The following is a 17,541-nucleotide window of genomic DNA, read 5'->3' as shown; positions in this document are numbered from 1 at the left end:
GTTACAGAGCATTCTTAAAGCCCTGAATGATGAAGCAGTTTTAATACAACGATTCTCACTTTGTAAATTATTGGAGGTGTATTTTTAGTGCTTATGGCCCCAGAAACGCAGGTGTTTACGCTTTAAGGCGCTCACGGGCTCCGTGGCAGTTGCACATCAATTCCAAGGCCAGATTTACATTAACTCTTTATTATCAGATTGTTAAAGCCTCGGGGAAACAGACTCCTGTTTACACCCGCCGGTATTCGCCGGCATCTTTGCACCAGCAGGAATCGGGCGCGGAGCAGACGCCCAATACCAGTGCAAGCACTTATTCTGTTCCCTGCCCGCTCTCGAGCAGGAACGTCACCGGGCCGTCATTCACCAGACCGACTTTCATATCGGCACCGAATTTTCCCTCACCCACGTTTTCCGGCCCCAGCGCGGAAACAGCCTCTGCCACAAAGAGCCGGTATAGGGCGTTCGCCTCTTCAGGCCCGGCGGCAAGCGAAAACCCCGGTCGCGTACCGGATGAGGTATCGGCAGCCAGCGTAAACTGTGGAACAACAAGGAGGGAGCCCCCGACATCGAACAGACTTCGGTTCATCCGGCCGGCGGCATCGGGAAAAACACGATACGTGAGAATTTTTCGGCACAGCTTCCGTGCTTCTCGCTCGCCATCGCCCTTCACAACACCCAGCAACAGCAGCAGGCCGGTTTCTATCGAGGCTATCTGCTCACCATCCACCGCAACACTGGCTTTCGAAACTCGCTGGATCAGTCCTTTCATTCAATTCTCTGAGGACGCATAAACAGGAGGAAATTAAATCCGGGCGAGAGTTTATCCACGGTAATGGCACGCCGCAACCCTCAAAAAGGATTCAGCCAGCACTTTTCTCAGTTTTCGCGATCACGGATTCAACGCCACGAATCAGCGCATCGACAATCGCCGGTTCAGAGGCGGAATGGCCAGCATCCCGAATGATCTGCAGCTCCGCCTCCGGCCAGGCCCTGCTGAGTGCGAGCGCATTTTCCAGCGGGCAGACCATATCGTAGCGACCATGGACAATAATGCCCGGAATCTCCGACAGTCTGCCCGCATCCCGCAGGATCTGATCAGGCTCCAGGAACGAGGAATTCATGAAATAGTGGCATTCGATACGGGCCAGGGCGATGGCAACATGGGGATGACCAAAATGCTCAACCACCCTCGGATTCGGATGCAGGGTTGCGCACCTCCCCTCCCACACAGACCAGGCCTTGGCGGCCTGAATCTGCTCCAGCTCGTTGCTGCTGGTGAGCCGCTGATAATAAGCGGCGACCAAGTCGCCACGCTCCGCCCCGGGAATCTGTGCCTCAAAGTCTGCCCAGTAGTCCGGGAACACCCGGCTTGCGCCATCCTGGTAAAACCAATGAATATCCCGGGGGCGACAGAGAAAGATGCCTCGCAAAACCAGCCCCAACACCCGCTCAGGGTGGGCCTGGGCATAGACCAGGCTCAGGGTCGAGCCCCAACTGCCACCGAACAGAAGCCATTTGTCGACACCAAGGAAGGAGCGCACAGCCTCCATATCTTCAACCAGCTTTCCCGTGCTGTTGCCTTCAAGTTCCGCCAGGGGCGTCGACCGGCCGGCACCACGCTGGTCCATCAGAATGATCCGGAAACGCTCGGCATCGAAGAAGCGCCGGTGGTAATCCTCACAGCCTCCGCCAGGCCCGCCGTGGACCACAAGAACCGGGATGCCATCCGGGTTGCCGCTTTCTTCAACATAGAGCTCGTGCGGCGCATCAACCGCAATACGGTGCTGGGCGTTGGGTTTGATTTCAGGGTAAAGGGTAAGCATGGGGCGCTCCGGAACAGGGTTATCCCGGAATTCTGGATGAAGATGGGGTCAGATGAAAGCTTTCATCTGACCCCACGGGAGGCTTCGAGCCGAGAGGTAAAATCGGGGGTCAGATGAACTTTTAGGCCCCGGGGTCAGAAGAAAGCTTTCTTCTGACCCCTTTTTCACTTTTCCAAGCGCCGGCTTACTTCTTATTCGCACGCTTGCGATCATTTTCGGTCAGAAATTTCTTCCGCAGGCGAATCGATTTCGGGGTCACTTCAACCAGTTCGTCGTCATCGATGAACTCCAGCGCCTGCTCAAGGGTGAACTTGATGGGCGGCACCAGCCCGATGACTTCATCCTTGCCGGAAGCTCGCATGTTGTCGAGCTTCTTGCCCTTGGTGGGGTTAACCACCAGATCATTGTCACGGCTGTGAATACCGCAAAGCTGGCCTTCGTAGATTTCCTGGCCCGGGTCCAGGAACAGCTTGCCACGGCTCTGCAGGGTTTCCAGAGAATAGGTCAGCGCTGTTCCGGTTGCCATGGAAACGAGGACACCATTCTGGCGACTGGTGACATCGCCAACCTTGATGGGGCCGTAATGACTGAAGGTCGAGGTCAGAATACCGGTACCCGAGGTCATGGTCAGGAAGGTATTGCGGAAACCGATCAGGCCCCGTGCCGGAATGGTGTACTCAAGACGCATCCGCCCCTTGCCATCCGGCACCATGTTGGTCAGGTCGCCTTTACGCAGCCCCATCTGCTCCATGATCGGGCCCTGGTGCTGCTCTTCAATGTCGACGATGACATTTTCATAGGGCTCCTGCTTGACGCCATCCACTTCACGAATGACAACTTCAGGCCGCCCGACCGCCAGCTCGAAGTTCTCGCGGCGCATATTCTCAATCAGCACTGACAGATGCAGTTCACCACGGCCGGATACCTTGAACTTGTCCGCCGAATCGCCTTCTTCAACGCGCAGCGCCACGTTGTGCAGCAACTCCTTTTCCAGACGCTCCTTGATGTTCCGGCTGGTAACGTACTTGCCTTCCCGGCCGGCGAAAGGCGAATCGTTTACCTGGAAGGTCATCGACACGGTCGGCTCATCCACCGTCAGTGCCGGCAGGGCCTCAACGTTGGCCTGGTCACACAGGGTATCGGAGATAAACAGCTCATCCATACCGCTCACGCAGACGATATCGCCAGCCTGTGCCTCATCCACTTCAACGCGCTGCAGGCCTGAGTGCCCCATGATCTTGAGGATTCGACCATTGCGCTTCTTGCCACTGGCACCAATCGCGGTCACCGGCGAATTGGTTTTGATCTTGCCGCGTGCGATGCGGCCAATACCGATCACGCCCAGGAAGCTGTTGTAGTCCAACTGGGAGATCTGCATCTGGAACGGACCGTCCATATCGACGTTTGGTGCCGGCACATGATCAACGATCGCCTGGAACACGGCATCCATGTTGTCGTCCAGGTTTTCATGGTCCATGCCGGCAATGCCGTTGAGGGCACTGGCAAAAACAATGGGGAAGTCCAGTTGCTCGTCGGTCGCACCCAGGTTGTCGAACAGATCAAACACCTGGTCTACAACCCAGTCGGGCCGTGCACCGGGACGGTCAATCTTGTTGACCACGACAATCGGGCGCAGGCCGGCGGCAAACGCCTTCTGGGTCACAAAACGTGTTTGCGGCATCGGGCCATCAATGGAATCAACCACCAGCAACACACAATCAACCATGCTCATCACTCGCTCAACTTCGCCACCGAAGTCAGCGTGGCCCGGAGTATCAACGATGTTGATGTCGTAACCGTTCCATTTCAGGGCCGTGTTCTTGGCCAGAATGGTAATGCCACGCTCTTTTTCCTGGTCATTGGAATCCATGACCCGCTCGTTCTCCAGCTCTTTACGATCCAGCGTGCCGGACTGACGCAGCAGCTTGTCTACGAGCGTGGTTTTACCATGGTCAACGTGGGCGATAATGGCGATATTACGAAGTTTTTCAATCACAAAAATAATCCTGCGGCATGCACTCAATGACCTGAGAGGGTCGTTCGCAGGGAAATCCCCACACATGCCGTCTCAAATCCGTAAAATGAACTCATTTACCGGAACTGGCTGCCCGGCACCCTGCATGGAGCTTTTCGATCCGGGATCTGAAAATGGCAGGGTGAAAATGAAGCGGCGCGTAGTATAGCGAAAAGTCTGTGTCGTTAATATGAAGAAAAACGCCTACCCTATTTAGTTTCCGTCCATAAACGGCTTGTTTTCAGGGCTAATCGCCCAGCCGGTTGGGTCAAATTGTTTCTCTTGGCCAACCTTATCCCGGCCACATCGCAGCCTGTGGTCTTCCGTCGCCATTTTGACCGCGAATCGGCATTTTTCAGGCACAGGCCAGCCCCGGCCAGAGTGCCGATAAGGCTTTTTGTTGATACTCTTGGGTGACTCGGGTTAAGGCGTTATCTGGCGAGCAGCAGTCGCGAGAACACAGCCAGGTTGTGTGCTACCACAGCCGACCACACATACGATTTAAAGTGCTCCAGTCCCTTCCAGGTGCAACGCGACAAACCGTAGGACCGCTTCAGGCAGGAGATGCCCGCTTCGATCCCCGCCCGGAAGTTGCGCAGCTTGCGATAAACCCAGTCACTCTTCACCATCTGATCGACCTTCAGGCCCTTCTTTTTGTGGAAGGCCACATCCTTCACGCCTTTGTCTTTGGCTTGCTGCACGTTGTCTTTGCTGGCGTAACCCCCGTCCGCTGCTATTTGCCGAGGCGCACGGCCATAGATCTCGATCTGCCGTTCCAACAGCGGCATAAAACGTTCGCTATCGGCCGGATTACCCTCCTCGATGACGGCGTCAAGAATCAGCCCGCTACGACCACTCGTCAGGTTCAGCTTGTGCCCGTACTGAATGTCACGGCTGCCCTTGATAATGATGTCGGTATGCTCCTCGAACAGGCTGAAGACCTTCTCGGCGGCAGGAACCTGTTCGCCGTTGATTACCCGTCGTTGCGACTGATCGATCACTCCCTCGATCAGTCCCCGGTAGTGCTTTACCTGCGCTTCCCAGGCGGCGAACGCGGCCTCATCGATGGTCAGTTGGGTTAACGTACACCAGGCCTTATCCAGGTAATTGAGGCCCTTGCGAGTGACCTTGATCAGATCCCGATACCAGTTGGCCTTCTTTTCCTTCCCCCGGGAATACTGGATCTGATAGGCACGCTTCTTGGCCACGCGCCGGTGGTTGCACCACTTCAGTCGCACCGGCCCAGCCAGCTCTTGTGCTTGCTCCATCAGCCGCACCTGGGTGCGGACCGCATCCCAAAGCAACGTGCTGTCTGTTGGTTCGTGAACCGGTGTCTCCGTGACCGTGCTATCGACCCGGACCATGCGCCCGCGCTCTATTTTTTGGACACTGGCGTCCCGGATCATCAAGCGGTGGATCCGCTCCCAGCTGGCATCGCTAATGGCGCTGACCCCTTTCTGTAAAACCGACTTCTTCGGCCTTAACCCGAGAGGCAGCCGTGCAAAGGCTTGAAAGGAATGGGAGTCCTCCAGATAAAAGGCCAGTGCCTCGTAGCTGAGCTGACGGTGCTGTTTAAGGATGGCGCAGCGCAGGATCGACTCGACTGACAACCCTTCACGCCCGGTCTCTTTGATTTCGGCCCGGCACAGTTCTGGGGCCATCCAATCCAGAATCTCGGGATGCCCGTCCAGCCAATCGGACATCGCCTTGAGTTCACGTCCGATCTCGTGCTCTGCGTAAAGATCAAATATACTGCCTTGGACGGTGCGTTTTTGACGCATTGTTACCTCCGCGGATTTTTGGTTTTTCTTTTGTTTCAATGGCTTGCGACAAAGAATACCATTTTCCGCTGGAGGTTTCTCTCTTTGTTTCCTGATTTTCCTGTTTAATATCAGTCCTTTATGTTTATGGATAGAAACTATTTAGGTTTAGGCGATGCTTTGCACTTATTTAGCGCACCCAGTCAATTAACGCACCAATTGTGTGCGCCAACAAAGCGCAAGAACCAGCCTGGTAAAAATGCCTTTGCCCTGAACATGCCCCAAACCCTGGCAGTTGCGCCGTTCTGGAGCATGCCCTGAAAATTGGCAAGCGCCTTGCTTTATCGAAAGCAGCCGAAATTTGCAGGTAAGACGCACTGGCATTTGCTAAGCTGCGCAGACCTGAGAAACAGATCGGAACTCAGTACTCTGAGCGATCCGGCACCACGAACATGAATACAGCCGCCTGTGCGGTATAACTTACGGAGCATGCACAATGTCCAAGACAGTTGATTTGATCAAAGAACACGAAGTCAAATGGGTTGACCTGCGCTTTACTGACAGCCGCGGTAAAGAGCAGCACGTGACGCTGCCCGCCACCGAAGTAGATGAAGACTTTTTCGCAGACGGCAAAATGTTTGACGGCTCCTCCATTGCCGGCTGGAAAGGCATCAACGAATCCGACATGATCCTGATGCCGGACGACGCGACCTCTGTACTCGATCCGTTCACTGAAGAAACCACCGTTAACATCACCTGCAACATCGTAGAGCCTTCTACCATGCAGGGTTATGAGCGCGATCCGCGCTCCGTTGCCCGTCGTGCCGAGGAATACCTGAAGTCCACCGGCATCGCCGATGGCGCCCTGTTCGGCCCGGAGCCGGAGTTCTTTGTCTTTGATTCCGTTAAATGGAGCGTCGACATGCAAGGCTCTTCATACCACATTCATTCTGAAGAGGCCGCCTGGGTATCCGGCGAAGACTTCGACCGCAACAACATCGGCCACCGCCCGGGGGTCAAAGGCGGCTATTTCCCGGTTCCGCCGGTTGACAGCCTGCATGATCTGCGTGGCGCCATGTGTGCGGCCATGGAATCCATGGGTCTGGAAATTGAAGTTCACCACCACGAAGTGGGCACTGCTGGCCAGTGTGAAATCGGCGTTGGCGCCAACACCCTGACCCGCAAGGCTGACGAAGTTCAAATCCTCAAGTACTGCGTACACAATGTGGCGCACGCTTATGGCAAAACAGCCACCTTCATGCCCAAGCCGGTAGTTGGTGATAACGGTTCCGGCATGCACGTACACATGTCACTGAGCAAAGACGGCAAAAACCTGTTCGCAGGCGACAGCTATGCCGGCCTGAGCGAAGCCGCCCTGTACTACGTTGGTGGTGTTATCAAGCACGCCAAGGCCATCAACGCCTTCACCAACCCGGCAACCAACAGCTACAAGCGCCTGGTTCCGGGCTACGAAGCACCGGTCATGCTGGCATACTCCGCCCGTAACCGTTCGGCCTCCATCCGAATCCCTTACGTGAACAGCCCGAAAGCGCGTCGTATTGAAGTTCGCTTCCCTGATCCGGCTGCCAACCCGTACCTGGCTTTCGCTGCCCTGATGATGGCCGGCCTGGACGGCATCCAGAACAAGATCCACCCTGGCGATGCCATGGACAAGGATCTGTACGATCTGCCCAAAGAAGAGGCCCTGAGCATTCCGAAGGTTGCCGAAACCCTGTCTGAAGCTCTGGATTGCCTGGAAGCGGACCACGAGTTCCTGACCCGCGGAGGCGTGTTCACTGAAGACATGATTGCCGGCTATATTGATCTGAAGCGCGGTGAAGTTGAGAAGCTGAACATGACCACTCATCCGGTTGAGTTCGAGCTGTACTACTCCTGCTAAAACCTCTCTCCAGAGAGTTAAAGAGCAGCAAAGCCCCGCCCCGTGCGGGGCTTTTTTTTGTGCGCAAAAGCACATTGCCTGCAGCCCTTAACGATATGTAACCAACATCCCGCCCCACAGGCGTTGAAATGCCCCCGGGCGCCGCCGATAATCGGGAAAACCCAATGACAGGTGAGCTTATGAATCCGAAGTCTGGATTGGTTGCCGGCCTACTGTTTGCTCTGGCGGTCCCGACCGCCGCCGAGGTCTACCGCAACGTCGATGCCTACGGCAACGTTACGTTCTCCGATGAGCCGAGCGAAGGCGCTGAAGCCGTAGAGGTCAAACCGGTTACTACGATCACTCTGCCGAAGCCCGAGGTGGTTCAGGAAACCAAGAAGCTTCGTGAAGAGGTTCAGAGGGAGGGTGCAGCGTACGAGAGCGTCTCCTTTGTGTATCCGGATAACGACCAGGCCTTCTACAGTGGTAGCGGTGATATCCAGTTCGAGGTTCGCAGCACGCCGGGCCTGCGGCCTGGTCACAAGTATGAAGTAACCCTTGATGGCCAGCCGGTTGGCCAGAGCACTTCCGGTTCGGTTACCGTCAGCAACGTCTATCGTGGCACCCACCAGGCCCGAGTGCACATCGTGGATGAAAACGGCGTACAGGTAAAAACCGGTACGTCCATTTCCTTCACCGTTCACCGCCCCTCCGTGGCAAACTAGCCAAACCACCCAACTATCCAGCTGCCCAAACTGCCCGCACCAGTTTGGTGCGGGCGCACCAGAAAAAAGCCATACTCTGACCAGCAACGGGGCGAATTTTCCGGGCTGGTCAAGGGCTTGTCCCCGTTTGCACCAGCTTACGGCACATTTCAACGCCGATACGGCCCTATGCCCGTACTTTGCCCACTCATTTCTGAACCTGGCGCAAAGTGGTTCGCTTTTTGCAAAACTCCAGAGGTCAAACTATGTCGAACCAACGGAAATCACGCATGGCACTGCCTTTGGCCCACGCAATCGGATACAGAAGCATTCTCGACAGCCTCACCACGGCTGTCCTGGTGCTGGAAGATAACCTGAACATACGATATCTCAATCCGTCCGCCGAAAGCCTGTTCGAAACCAGCATGACACGCAGCCACGGTCAGCCTTTCCGCGACATCCTTGTCGATTCCGAAGATGCCCTGAAAACATTGTTTGCCGCCGTGGACAACGGCCAGTCCTACACCCGCCGTGAGGCCGAATTCCTGTTAACCAGCGGCTTACGCCTCACCGTGGATTACTCAGTCACCCCAATCAGTCTGGATCCGACCGAATTACTGATCGAAATCCAGCCAAGGGACCGGCTACTGAGGATCAGCCGTGAAGAGGACATCATCTCCCAGCAGGAAACCACCCGCATTCTGGTCCGGGGTATGGCCCACGAGATCAAGAATCCGCTTGGGGGAATCCGTGGCGCCGCCCAGCTTCTGGACCGTGAGCTCAACAGCGAGGATCAGCGCGAGTACACCCGGGTAATCATTGATGAGGCTGACCGCCTGAGAAGCCTCGTAGACCGGATGCTAGGCCCGAACAAGGCACTCAAACTGGCACCGACGAACATCCATGAGGTGCTGGAACGGGTAGGCACCCTCCTGGAAGCCGAGAGCAAAGGCCGCCTCCATTTCAGCCGGGACTACGACCCCAGCATTCCCGAGTTCCGGGGCGACAAGGAGCAGCTGATTCAGGCGTTCCTGAACATTGCCCGCAATGCCATGGAGGCCGCCTTTGAAAACCAGGGCGGCCAAAGCCGCGAAGAGCCGCCAACCATTACCTTCCGGACCCGCACTCTGCGGCAGTTTACGATTGGCCATCGGCGCCATCGCCTGGTGTGCCGGATAGACGTTATAGATAACGGCCCGGGCATTCCGCCGGAGCTGCTGCAGAACATTTTCTATCCGATGATCAGCGGTCGTGCCAGCGGCACAGGCCTGGGCCTTTCCATTACCCAGAGCATCATCGGGCAACACCATGGACTGGTTGAATGCGAGAGCGAACCAGGACGAACCGACTTCATCATCTTCCTGCCCCTGGAGGACACCCCATGAGCCAACCGGCAAACGTCTGGATCATCGACGACGACCGCAGTATTCGCTGGGTGCTGGAGCGCGCCCTTAACCAGGCCGGTATGCAGCCCCGCGTTTTCGACAGTGGCGAAAGCATCATGATGCGGCTGGAACACGAGCAGCCGGATGCCATCGTCAGCGATATCCGGATGCCCGGCGTTGACGGCATCACCCTGCTTTCCCAGATCGTGGATGTCCATCCGGACGTGCCCGTGATCATCATGACCGCCCACTCTGACCTGGAAAGCGCCGTCACCAGTTACCAGACCGGGGCCTTTGAATATCTTCCCAAGCCGTTCGATGTGGACGATGCCGTGGCACTGGTCAAACGTGCTGTTGCCCACAGCCACGAAAAACGTGCCAGCGCCGAACCGCCGGCGGAAAGCGCCCAGCGCGCCGCCGAAATCATCGGTGAAGCGCCAGCGATGCAGGAAGTTTTCCGGGCCGTTGGCCGGCTGTCCCATTCCAACATCACCGTACTGATCAATGGCGAAAGCGGCACCGGCAAGGAACTGGTGGCCCAGGCGCTGCACAACCACAGCCCCCGAGCCAAACACCCGTTCATTGCCCTGAACATGGCCGCCATCCCGAAGGACCTGATTGAATCCGAACTGTTCGGCCACGAGAAAGGTGCTTTTACCGGCGCCGGTGCCGCCCGCCAGGGCCGCTTTGAACAAGCCAATGGCGGCACCCTGTTCCTGGATGAAATCGGGGACATGCCCGCCGATACCCAGACCCGCCTGCTGCGGGTACTGGCCGATGGCGAGTTCTATCGGGTTGGCGGCACCACCCCGATCAAGGTGGATGTCCGGATCATCGCCGCCACGCATCAGGACCTGGAAAAGCTGGTTCAGGCCGGCAGCTTCCGGGAAGACCTTTTCCACCGCCTCAACGTTATCCGCGTGCATCTGCCAAAACTCGCGGAACGGCGGGAAGACATCCCCCGGTTGATGCAGCACTTCCTGAAAAGGGCCGCCAAGGAACTGGCCGTGGAGCCGAAAATCCTGCGCCCCGAAGCGGAGGAATACCTCACCACCCTGCCCTGGCCCGGTAACGTCCGCCAGTTGGAGAACACCTGTCGGTGGCTGACTGTCATGGCCAGCGGCCGGGAAATCCACATTGATGACCTGCCCCCGGAACTGCTGCACCAGGCAGAGGCACCCGCCACCGGGGCTACCTGGCAGGAGGGCCTGAAAAACTGGGCGGAACAGGAGCTTAAACGGGGCAAGAAAGGCATTCTCGACAGCGCTGTTCCGGAGTTCGAGAGAATCATGATCGAAACCGCGCTGAAGCACACCGGCGGCCGGCGCCGGGATGCGTCAATCCTGCTGGGTTGGGGCCGGAATACGCTGACCCGGAAGATCAATGAACTGGGGATGGATCACCCGGAGCATGAGGACGATTGACGATTGGGGTCCTGAAAATGGGGTCAGATGAACTTTCATCTGACCCCATTTTTACCTTTTGATTCAGCGAACCTCCCGCCAATAGATGACCCGGTCGTGGCCCCGGTAGACGCCGAAGGTGGCGAGAGCGGATGGCGCTTCCAGTGTGCCGTCACCGTCGAAATCGCCGGTCAGCCAGAGCGGCACCGAGAATGTGACCGGGACGTTGCCTCTGTTTCCCTCGCCCGGTGCCGACAGCACCAGCCCACTTCCCGCCGGGGGCGCCCCTGCCGTCAACGAATCCGACACGCCCACTACGGAGGTGCTGCCTCCGGTTAGCGCCGTCTGGTCCAGCGCAACGTCTGTCCCGGTGGCATAGGTCCAGCAGCTGTCCGCGATGTTCGGAATGAAGCCGGCCACCGTGAAGTAGTAGGCCCCGAAGGGTATTTCCAGACCCGATGTCTCCGGCCCGTAGGCATTCTCCAGCTGCAACCGGCCATATCGCATTTCGAGTGGGAAAACCGGATCAATGGCAACCGGCAGCTGTGGCGAGCTGACGCCATCGGCATCAACCAGTTGCGACAATTCGATTCGGTAGTCCGGCGAAAACGGCGGTATCCGGCTTTGGACGTTTTTTTCATACACCAACTGATCGGACGAGGAAAACAGGTACTGCAACTGCCCCGGGGCGACAATCGTCAACGCAGGAGGCGTGCTCAGACTGGCGGAAACAGACAACGGGTTGCCATCGGTATCCAGTGCGGAACGATCAGAACTACCCGGTAGACGGGACAGGCCACCGACTGACAGACGCTGGAAATCACCCAGGGTGTAATTCTGTGTTACCTCACCGTTGGAGTTTAACGGCTCTAGCGTAAGCAGCGGTTCCAGGCCAGACCGCCAGCTCAGGCTCTGGCCGGTGTAGGCAAAGGCCGTGGAGGACTCACAGAAAGGCTTCACTTCCCCCCGCTCTGATACGGTCACCCTGAAGCGGTCCGGAATAAAGCGACCAACGTAGCTGAGAGGATCGCCGACGACATCGGCCGTGCCAAGGTAATTGCCGCTGGTAAGGGACGGCGTGATGCGGATGATGCCGACTTCGGGCCACTGGAACCGGCCGCAGGCGGTTCCACCGGGAGCAGAGGCGCCAGAGCAATCCTCGCCGAACGAACCCAGGGCCCCGGATAGTGCCGGAGAATCCCCTCCCGCCGGCGCGACCAGCGAGGCATCGAGCTCAACCGCCTCCGCCGGTGTTTCTCTGCCAAAATTCGGCGTGACATTGCCACTGGCATTGACTGACGATACCCAGATCTCAAAATCGGTACCGGCGGCAACAAAGGTATTGCCATCCTGAACCGAGGTCGCCGCCGGGTTGCCCGGTACGTGCAACTCGAAGTGGTCCGGCCGTACAACGAATGTTCCATCTCCGGACATGACCAGACCGGCATCGTCGCCGGAGCCCTGGTAACGGGCATTCAGACGCAGGCGCCCCACGTCGGGGTAACGGATGTCCGCTGTCGCCACGCCATTTGCATCAAACCCCAGAGAGGAGGTCGCGCCCGGTGACCCCGGGACCGGATTTCCTTCGACAAACAGATCCAGGGTACCCGAGGCCGGATTGACGTAACTGGACCAGAGGGCAACCGCTTTGGTTTCGTTCGAAAAGGCGGGCACGCACTGCTCGGAAACATTATCTTTGCGAACCGCTGCAATACTGGCGGAAACCACGGTGTCGGAAACATGGTCGGGTACCGAAATATCGAAGCCCGTGTCGAAGAACGTCAGGTCACATTTGTCCGGTGCCAGACCGCCGGTTCCGTTGTCACACAATGTCTGGGAGAAGGCGATGGTGCCTGGATCGGAGCCGGGCACCCCAAGCGTCACGGTTGCCGGGCTGGTAACCCGCAGGGCGCGGGTGGCTGCACCATTGAGGGTAAAGGTATCGCCGCCGACCCAAGCTGACGGGGCCATGGTCACCTCAACGGGATCGGGAAACAGTTGGCTGCAATCGGCATTGCCGCAGGCGCGGATGGTAACCTCCGCGGGTTGACAGGTCAGTCCGCTGCCGCTGTGCTCCAGTTCGAAATGATCGACAAGCGCCTGCACCGCTCCGATTTTATCGGCACAGACCTGCAGGTTATCGAGTTCGTGAATATTGGTGGAACCGCCGGTGGACCCGGTCAGCGAGAGAAACAGGTTTTCCGGAATCTCCGGCTGACCACTCAGGGTTTCCTGAATCAGGGTCTGGAAGGTGTTTCCGGTACCTCGCCCGTTTCTCTCAACGGTAAGTTCAGGGGTCTTTCCGCCCCTCGAGTCAATCGTTATTCTGTATCGGTAGGGGTTATTATCATTGTTCGAATCGATCCCGGGAGACAACCCGCCCGAATCCGCGATGTAGGCATAGTCCGGTGCCGAACCACGCACAGCGACAGAATCGAGGGTGCGGCCAGTGTTGCCCCCTACCCGGCCTTCATTATTGTTGGAGAAGTTTCCGTACTCATCCAGACCAATTCCCAGCCAGCCGCCAGAGAACCCTCCACTGCCATCGGGCTCCTGGGCGTAGCCGAGTGATCCGCCGTAACCCCCGGCCTGGGGAGTGACCGAGGCATCGGAAAAAACCACGGCAAGGCCATCAGCGCCCGTTCCTCCGTACGCATAATAGTCGAACTCGATCTGAATCAGGTTGTCCGCTCCGGGAAACAGTCTCTGGTAGGTTGCGGCAGTCGCCTGATTGCCCACGGCCTCGGTCAGACGCAAGCGGCCACTGACAATTTGAGGTGTGAAGTTGCCGCTTGATCGGGTAGTCACCCAGTCGGGACCAAGACCTGAGCGGTTGAACTGGTCAGGCTCACAGGTAAAAGAGAGCGCTCTCAACACCACGTCGTCAATATGCCAGAAATCGTAGCCGTCTCCGCTTCCCCGCTGCTGCTGAAACCGAAACTGGAAAGCCGAATGGAAGGCACCGGAAGGTAACTCAAACTGCGTTGCCCCGCTTTGTCCTGGCGTCCCATCGCCCGCCAGGGACTCAATTTCGATCCACCGATTCCGATCATCCAGAAATTCAACAACCAGGTCTTCGTTTCTGTCCGGGTTTTCACTGAAGGCGTCATCACCACGCCGCCACCAATACTCAAGACTGCCCGAGGTTGAGCCGGAGAGATCAAAACTGGGTGAGGTCACCGAGACACCGCCACTACTGGTGAACAACGACAGGTTTCCACTGTTACTGGTTTGCCCGCCAATCCCCGCTTGGCCACCTCTGAACGGATCAACATCCCAGCCATCGCCGGCAAGCGTTCCGGAATCGAAGTCATCGCAGAACAACGCCGTGACGCCGCTGCAAAATGTCGTTGGCCGGATCAGGCGGCCGCTGCTATTCGCCTCAAAGGCGAACCAGCTCACAGCTTCCTCCAGACCGGTTCGCTCCGAATCGTTGACCTGATCCTCGTCGATGTGAACGGAAAAACCGGAAGGTGATAACTCACCACCACAAAAGCGAACCCAGCCACCATTGCGCCCCGCCATGGTATTGTGACTGACCACCACATCAGGGCCCGCAGCAAAGCCGCTCAGAGGATAGCCCTGACACTCATCCTCATGGCGGTCAACGTCCCGCCCGGCTGACTGTCCGGCGACATAAGGACGCCCGTTATTGACACCAACCGCAGGCTCAACGGCAACCCAGCCAATCACCTCTGCGCCATGGCCGGATGCAACCTCTGCTCCTTCAAGCGCCAGACTCATTGCCGATGCCCCCGGTCTCAAGCGAGTATCGTTCCCACTTCCCCAGGAGGACGATGTAATCCAGCCGGAGTCATTGAAGGTGTTGACAGCGTGAAGCACAACGGGTGACGAAGAAAAAGCCTGCTGGAAGGTTACCGTGTCAACCGCTCCCGAGTACCCTGCCGCCGACCGGACGGTTGAGGTGGACAGCCGGCCGGCTTCCAGAAGCGTACCATCGGGAAACTCCCAGACGCCCTCTTCCACCACCCAATACCGGATGGCCTCGGCCTGCCAGCCCCCAGGCGGCGGGCATTGGGCTCCTCCGGGCGCACTCGCACCAGCGCTCTCACAGGGACTCTGAACGCCGACCTGGAATCCCGCAGGGGACACATTCCGGACCCTGGCACTCAGGGAAAGGTCATTGTCATGGGATACCGGACCAACGATCACGACCGGGTTGGAATAGGTTTCCCGGAGCGTAACAGTCTCCCAGTTGCCCGCATCAATCGAACCGGAAACGATAACGGAACCTGTTTCGAAATAAGCGTCCTCACCCAGAGCTGCCGGCGCGAAAACCAGCGCCGTCATTGCAACGATGAGTCTGCAAACACTGTTCAAGGTTGTTGAGCTGCCCCTCTGCCTGCTACCCACGCGTCACCTCGGATTTGAGCTCGGCGTTTATCGACGATCCGGTCAGTCTCATCGCACACGTACCTCTACCGAGCGATTGGCCAGATCACTTCCGGAGCCACATTGCCCGTCGCTGCGCACCGTAAACACCGTCTCCTCAGCGGGCCCGCCATCAATGTCGGCAGACACCGAATTACAGAACATAGCGGACTCGCAGCCGCTCAGCCCGTTCGCCGAAAAGGTCACAGACCCCGTGACAGCACTGCAATCGCCCGCGGCGAGCACCTCGGCGACGGCGACCTGCGCGCCACTTTCCGCTGCGAAAAACGCCCGTTGGGACTGGATCTGGAGGCTTACGGATTCACTGCCTGCCTGCTGCAACTGCGCCATGCCAGCCACCAGCAGGGTCAGAACGGTAATGATGAAGAGCGCGATCGGCAGTCCCGCGCCTTGCTGCAACCTTGCCATGGAAGTTTCATGGAACATTTCGGACCTGCACCTCCTGGCTGATGGATGTTGTTTCACCCGAATCCGGGCTCTCGAGATCGAAACGGAATGAAACGACCGCACCCCGTTGAAGGCTCGGCGGGGTAACCCGGAACACCAGAGAATTACTGACCAGCTGTGCAGCCATCACCTCGCGCCCCGGAAAACCACCAGGCAAACCGGACGCGGGCGAACTATTGATACCATAGTTCCGGTAACGGTAGAGAAAGCGCCCTTGCTGACACACTGATACCGGGTCTCCGACAATGTAGAACCGGCGCGCAGGGGATTTCGCCGCAAAGCGGTGAGTCGCCCCGCCGTTGAATGTTACCGTAACCGGCGGAGCTCCGGCAGGCATGCTCGCGGGCGGGGAGAGTGGCCCCGGGCTTCCCGGGCTATAGACATCGGATCCGTAGCCGTAAACCACAACCCTTCCCGTTGCCGAAGCTCCGCCAGGCAGTGGCACCGCTTCAAATGAGCCGGGCGATGGCCCCTGGGGAAGGCTCAGATAATTCGATGCCGCCTCAATCGGCATCCACTCCAGGCAGGTTCCTGAAGCATTGGTCCGAATGGACGTTGGCAGTGCCTCCCGGAGTTCCCGACTGATCTGTTCACTGATAACGACGCCGGCCAGGGATCGCTGCTGGCGGGCACCGACATCCAATGCTCCCCGCGTGGACAAACCAACAAACCGGACCGAGATCGTGGCCACGATGGCCAGCAGCACAATCACTATCAACAGTTCAACGAGGGTGAATCCACCGGCCCTGCGCATCAGAAATTCGCCCTGTAGGCCGCGAATGAAAACGACTGGTTTCCGGGCGCGGTGATGTCAAGATCAATCCGTTTGGCTTCGGCCGCAGGCAAGCCCACCTCGGTGCCCGCACAGGAAACGGTGATCGAAACCGAGAACCCGGAATAGCCACTGAGCGCGGCGCCGGTGGCGGTTGAGGGCGCACCACTCAGACCGTCATAATCATCGACATCGTCAAACGCAGTCCGCCCCTCCCCCTCCGCACCAATGGAGCAGGGACCAGAGTACTTGGGAAATCCGCCCTGGGGGGTCAGTTCATCGTACTTCCGGGTCAGGATTTCATCCATATAGAGCTGTGCGAGCTTGACAGCGCGGGTCTGATTGAGCGGATCGGCACTTCGCCCCGCAATCAGTGAAAATGCGCCAACAACCCCTGCAATGGCAACACTGATGATCACAATCGTGATCACCAGTTCCACCAGGGTTGCACCGGATTGATTGACTCTCACGACTGGCAACTCCCGGCGTATACCGCGCCCAGGGAACTGAGGCAGGTTCGAAACGTGCTGTCACCGGAAAAGGTGAATTGCAGGCTGGCGCCGGTTGCGGGTGCGCCTTTTGCGTCAAATGTCAGGGTAAGGGGAAGACCGCCGGCAACCGAGAGACTGGCGCCTTCGCGCGATATTTCAAACGTGCGTGGAGTGCCACTGCCGCCACCCACGATGAACCGGAACCGGTCGGCATTCTGCTCAATGGTAAGTGTGTTGGCCGGATTCCCCGCCAGCGCTGCCTGCTGGGCAAGCAGCGTGGCGGAGGCGAGTTGCTGGGTGGCCAGCAGGGGGGAGAAGGCCGAGCGGCTGGCGAACAGGCCAACACCCACCGCGGAGAGCACTCCGATCAGGATGATAACCATGACCAGTTCCACGAGAGTGAACCCCGATGACCCCGGAGTGGCTATCACTTTCATATCCCCTCCCGAC

At 58.0% G+C, this 17,541-nt stretch carries 13 protein-coding genes; 4 read left to right on the top strand and 9 right to left on the bottom strand.

Annotated features, from left to right (window positions below; translation table 11 throughout):
- Positions 1 to 310 precede the first annotated feature (310 nt).
- The 4 genes from dtd to NLK58_RS16545 all read right to left on the bottom strand — a co-directional run bounded on the left by dtd (position 311) and on the right by NLK58_RS16545 (position 5,618).
- Complete coding sequence (gene dtd / locus NLK58_RS16560) at positions 311 to 769, bottom strand: D-aminoacyl-tRNA deacylase (protein ID WP_117619498.1); 459 nt, start codon at positions 767 to 769, stop codon at positions 311 to 313.
- 91 nt (positions 770 to 860) lie between these two features.
- Positions 861 to 1,823 (bottom strand): prolyl aminopeptidase, encoded by a 963-nt coding sequence (gene pip / locus NLK58_RS16555; protein ID WP_117619497.1) that lies wholly within the window; start codon positions 1,821 to 1,823, stop codon positions 861 to 863.
- A gap of 184 nt (positions 1,824 to 2,007) precedes the next feature.
- Positions 2,008 to 3,819, bottom strand: coding sequence for a translational GTPase TypA (gene typA / locus NLK58_RS16550; protein ID WP_117619496.1), 1,812 nt, complete (start codon positions 3,817 to 3,819; stop codon positions 2,008 to 2,010).
- A 449-nt stretch (positions 3,820 to 4,268) separates the two neighbouring features.
- Entirely contained in the window at positions 4,269 to 5,618 is a 1,350-nt protein-coding gene (locus NLK58_RS16545) for an ISNCY family transposase (protein ID WP_341581239.1), read from the bottom strand.
- Between the two features lie 475 nt (positions 5,619 to 6,093).
- Between NLK58_RS16545 and glnA the strand changes: the two genes are divergently transcribed.
- The 4 genes from glnA (at position 6,094) to ntrC (ending at position 10,989) form a co-directional block, all read left to right on the top strand.
- Positions 6,094 to 7,497 (top strand): glutamate--ammonia ligase, encoded by a 1,404-nt coding sequence (gene glnA / locus NLK58_RS16540; RefSeq protein WP_117619495.1) that lies wholly within the window; start codon positions 6,094 to 6,096, stop codon positions 7,495 to 7,497.
- A 179-nt stretch (positions 7,498 to 7,676) separates the two neighbouring features.
- Positions 7,677 to 8,201, top strand: a complete 525-nt coding sequence (locus tag NLK58_RS16535; protein WP_341581324.1) for a DUF4124 domain-containing protein — start codon at positions 7,677 to 7,679, stop codon at positions 8,199 to 8,201.
- A gap of 269 nt (positions 8,202 to 8,470) precedes the next feature.
- Entirely contained in the window at positions 8,471 to 9,565 is a 1,095-nt protein-coding gene (gene glnL, locus NLK58_RS16530; protein ID WP_117619494.1) for a nitrogen regulation protein NR(II), read from the top strand.
- Complete coding sequence (ntrC, locus tag NLK58_RS16525) at positions 9,562 to 10,989, top strand: nitrogen regulation protein NR(I) (RefSeq protein ID WP_117619493.1); 1,428 nt, start codon at positions 9,562 to 9,564, stop codon at positions 10,987 to 10,989. Before glnL ends, ntrC begins: the two co-directional genes overlap by 4 nt.
- A 63-nt stretch (positions 10,990 to 11,052) precedes the next feature.
- On the opposite strand, the gene NLK58_RS16520 is transcribed toward ntrC, so the two are convergent.
- The 5 genes from NLK58_RS16520 to NLK58_RS16500 all read right to left on the bottom strand — a co-directional run bounded on the left by NLK58_RS16520 (position 11,053) and on the right by NLK58_RS16500 (position 17,528).
- The gene (locus NLK58_RS16520; protein ID WP_341581323.1) at positions 11,053 to 15,279 is read right to left on the bottom strand and encodes a DUF6701 domain-containing protein; all 4,227 of its coding nucleotides are present in this window, start codon (positions 15,277 to 15,279) and stop codon (positions 11,053 to 11,055) included.
- A gap of 111 nt (positions 15,280 to 15,390) precedes the next feature.
- Positions 15,391 to 15,807 carry a hypothetical protein gene (locus tag NLK58_RS16515; protein WP_341581322.1) on the bottom strand — a complete coding sequence of 139 codons (417 nt, stop codon included), beginning with the start codon at positions 15,805 to 15,807 and terminating at the stop codon, positions 15,391 to 15,393.
- Positions 15,797 to 16,582 carry a type II secretion system protein gene (locus NLK58_RS16510; protein WP_341581321.1) on the bottom strand — a complete coding sequence of 262 codons (786 nt, stop codon included), beginning with the start codon at positions 16,580 to 16,582 and terminating at the stop codon, positions 15,797 to 15,799. Before NLK58_RS16510 ends, NLK58_RS16515 begins: the two co-directional genes overlap by 11 nt.
- Positions 16,582 to 17,070: a type II secretion system protein gene (locus tag NLK58_RS16505; protein ID WP_341581320.1), complete on the bottom strand. Its 489-nt coding sequence runs from the start codon at positions 17,068 to 17,070 to the stop codon at positions 16,582 to 16,584. The genes NLK58_RS16510 and NLK58_RS16505 overlap by 1 nt, the downstream gene beginning before the upstream one ends.
- The gene (locus tag NLK58_RS16500; RefSeq protein WP_341581319.1) at positions 17,067 to 17,528 is read right to left on the bottom strand and encodes a type II secretion system protein; all 462 of its coding nucleotides are present in this window, start codon (positions 17,526 to 17,528) and stop codon (positions 17,067 to 17,069) included. Before NLK58_RS16500 ends, NLK58_RS16505 begins: the two co-directional genes overlap by 4 nt.
- Positions 17,529 to 17,541: the final 13 nt, after the last annotated feature.

Source organism: Marinobacter metalliresistant, from assembly GCF_038098645.1.
Lineage (GTDB): Bacteria > Pseudomonadota > Gammaproteobacteria > Pseudomonadales > Oleiphilaceae > Marinobacter > Marinobacter metalliresistant.
Note: the sequence above shows the minus strand (reverse complement) of the source record. Positions and strands in the feature narration are given on the sequence as shown.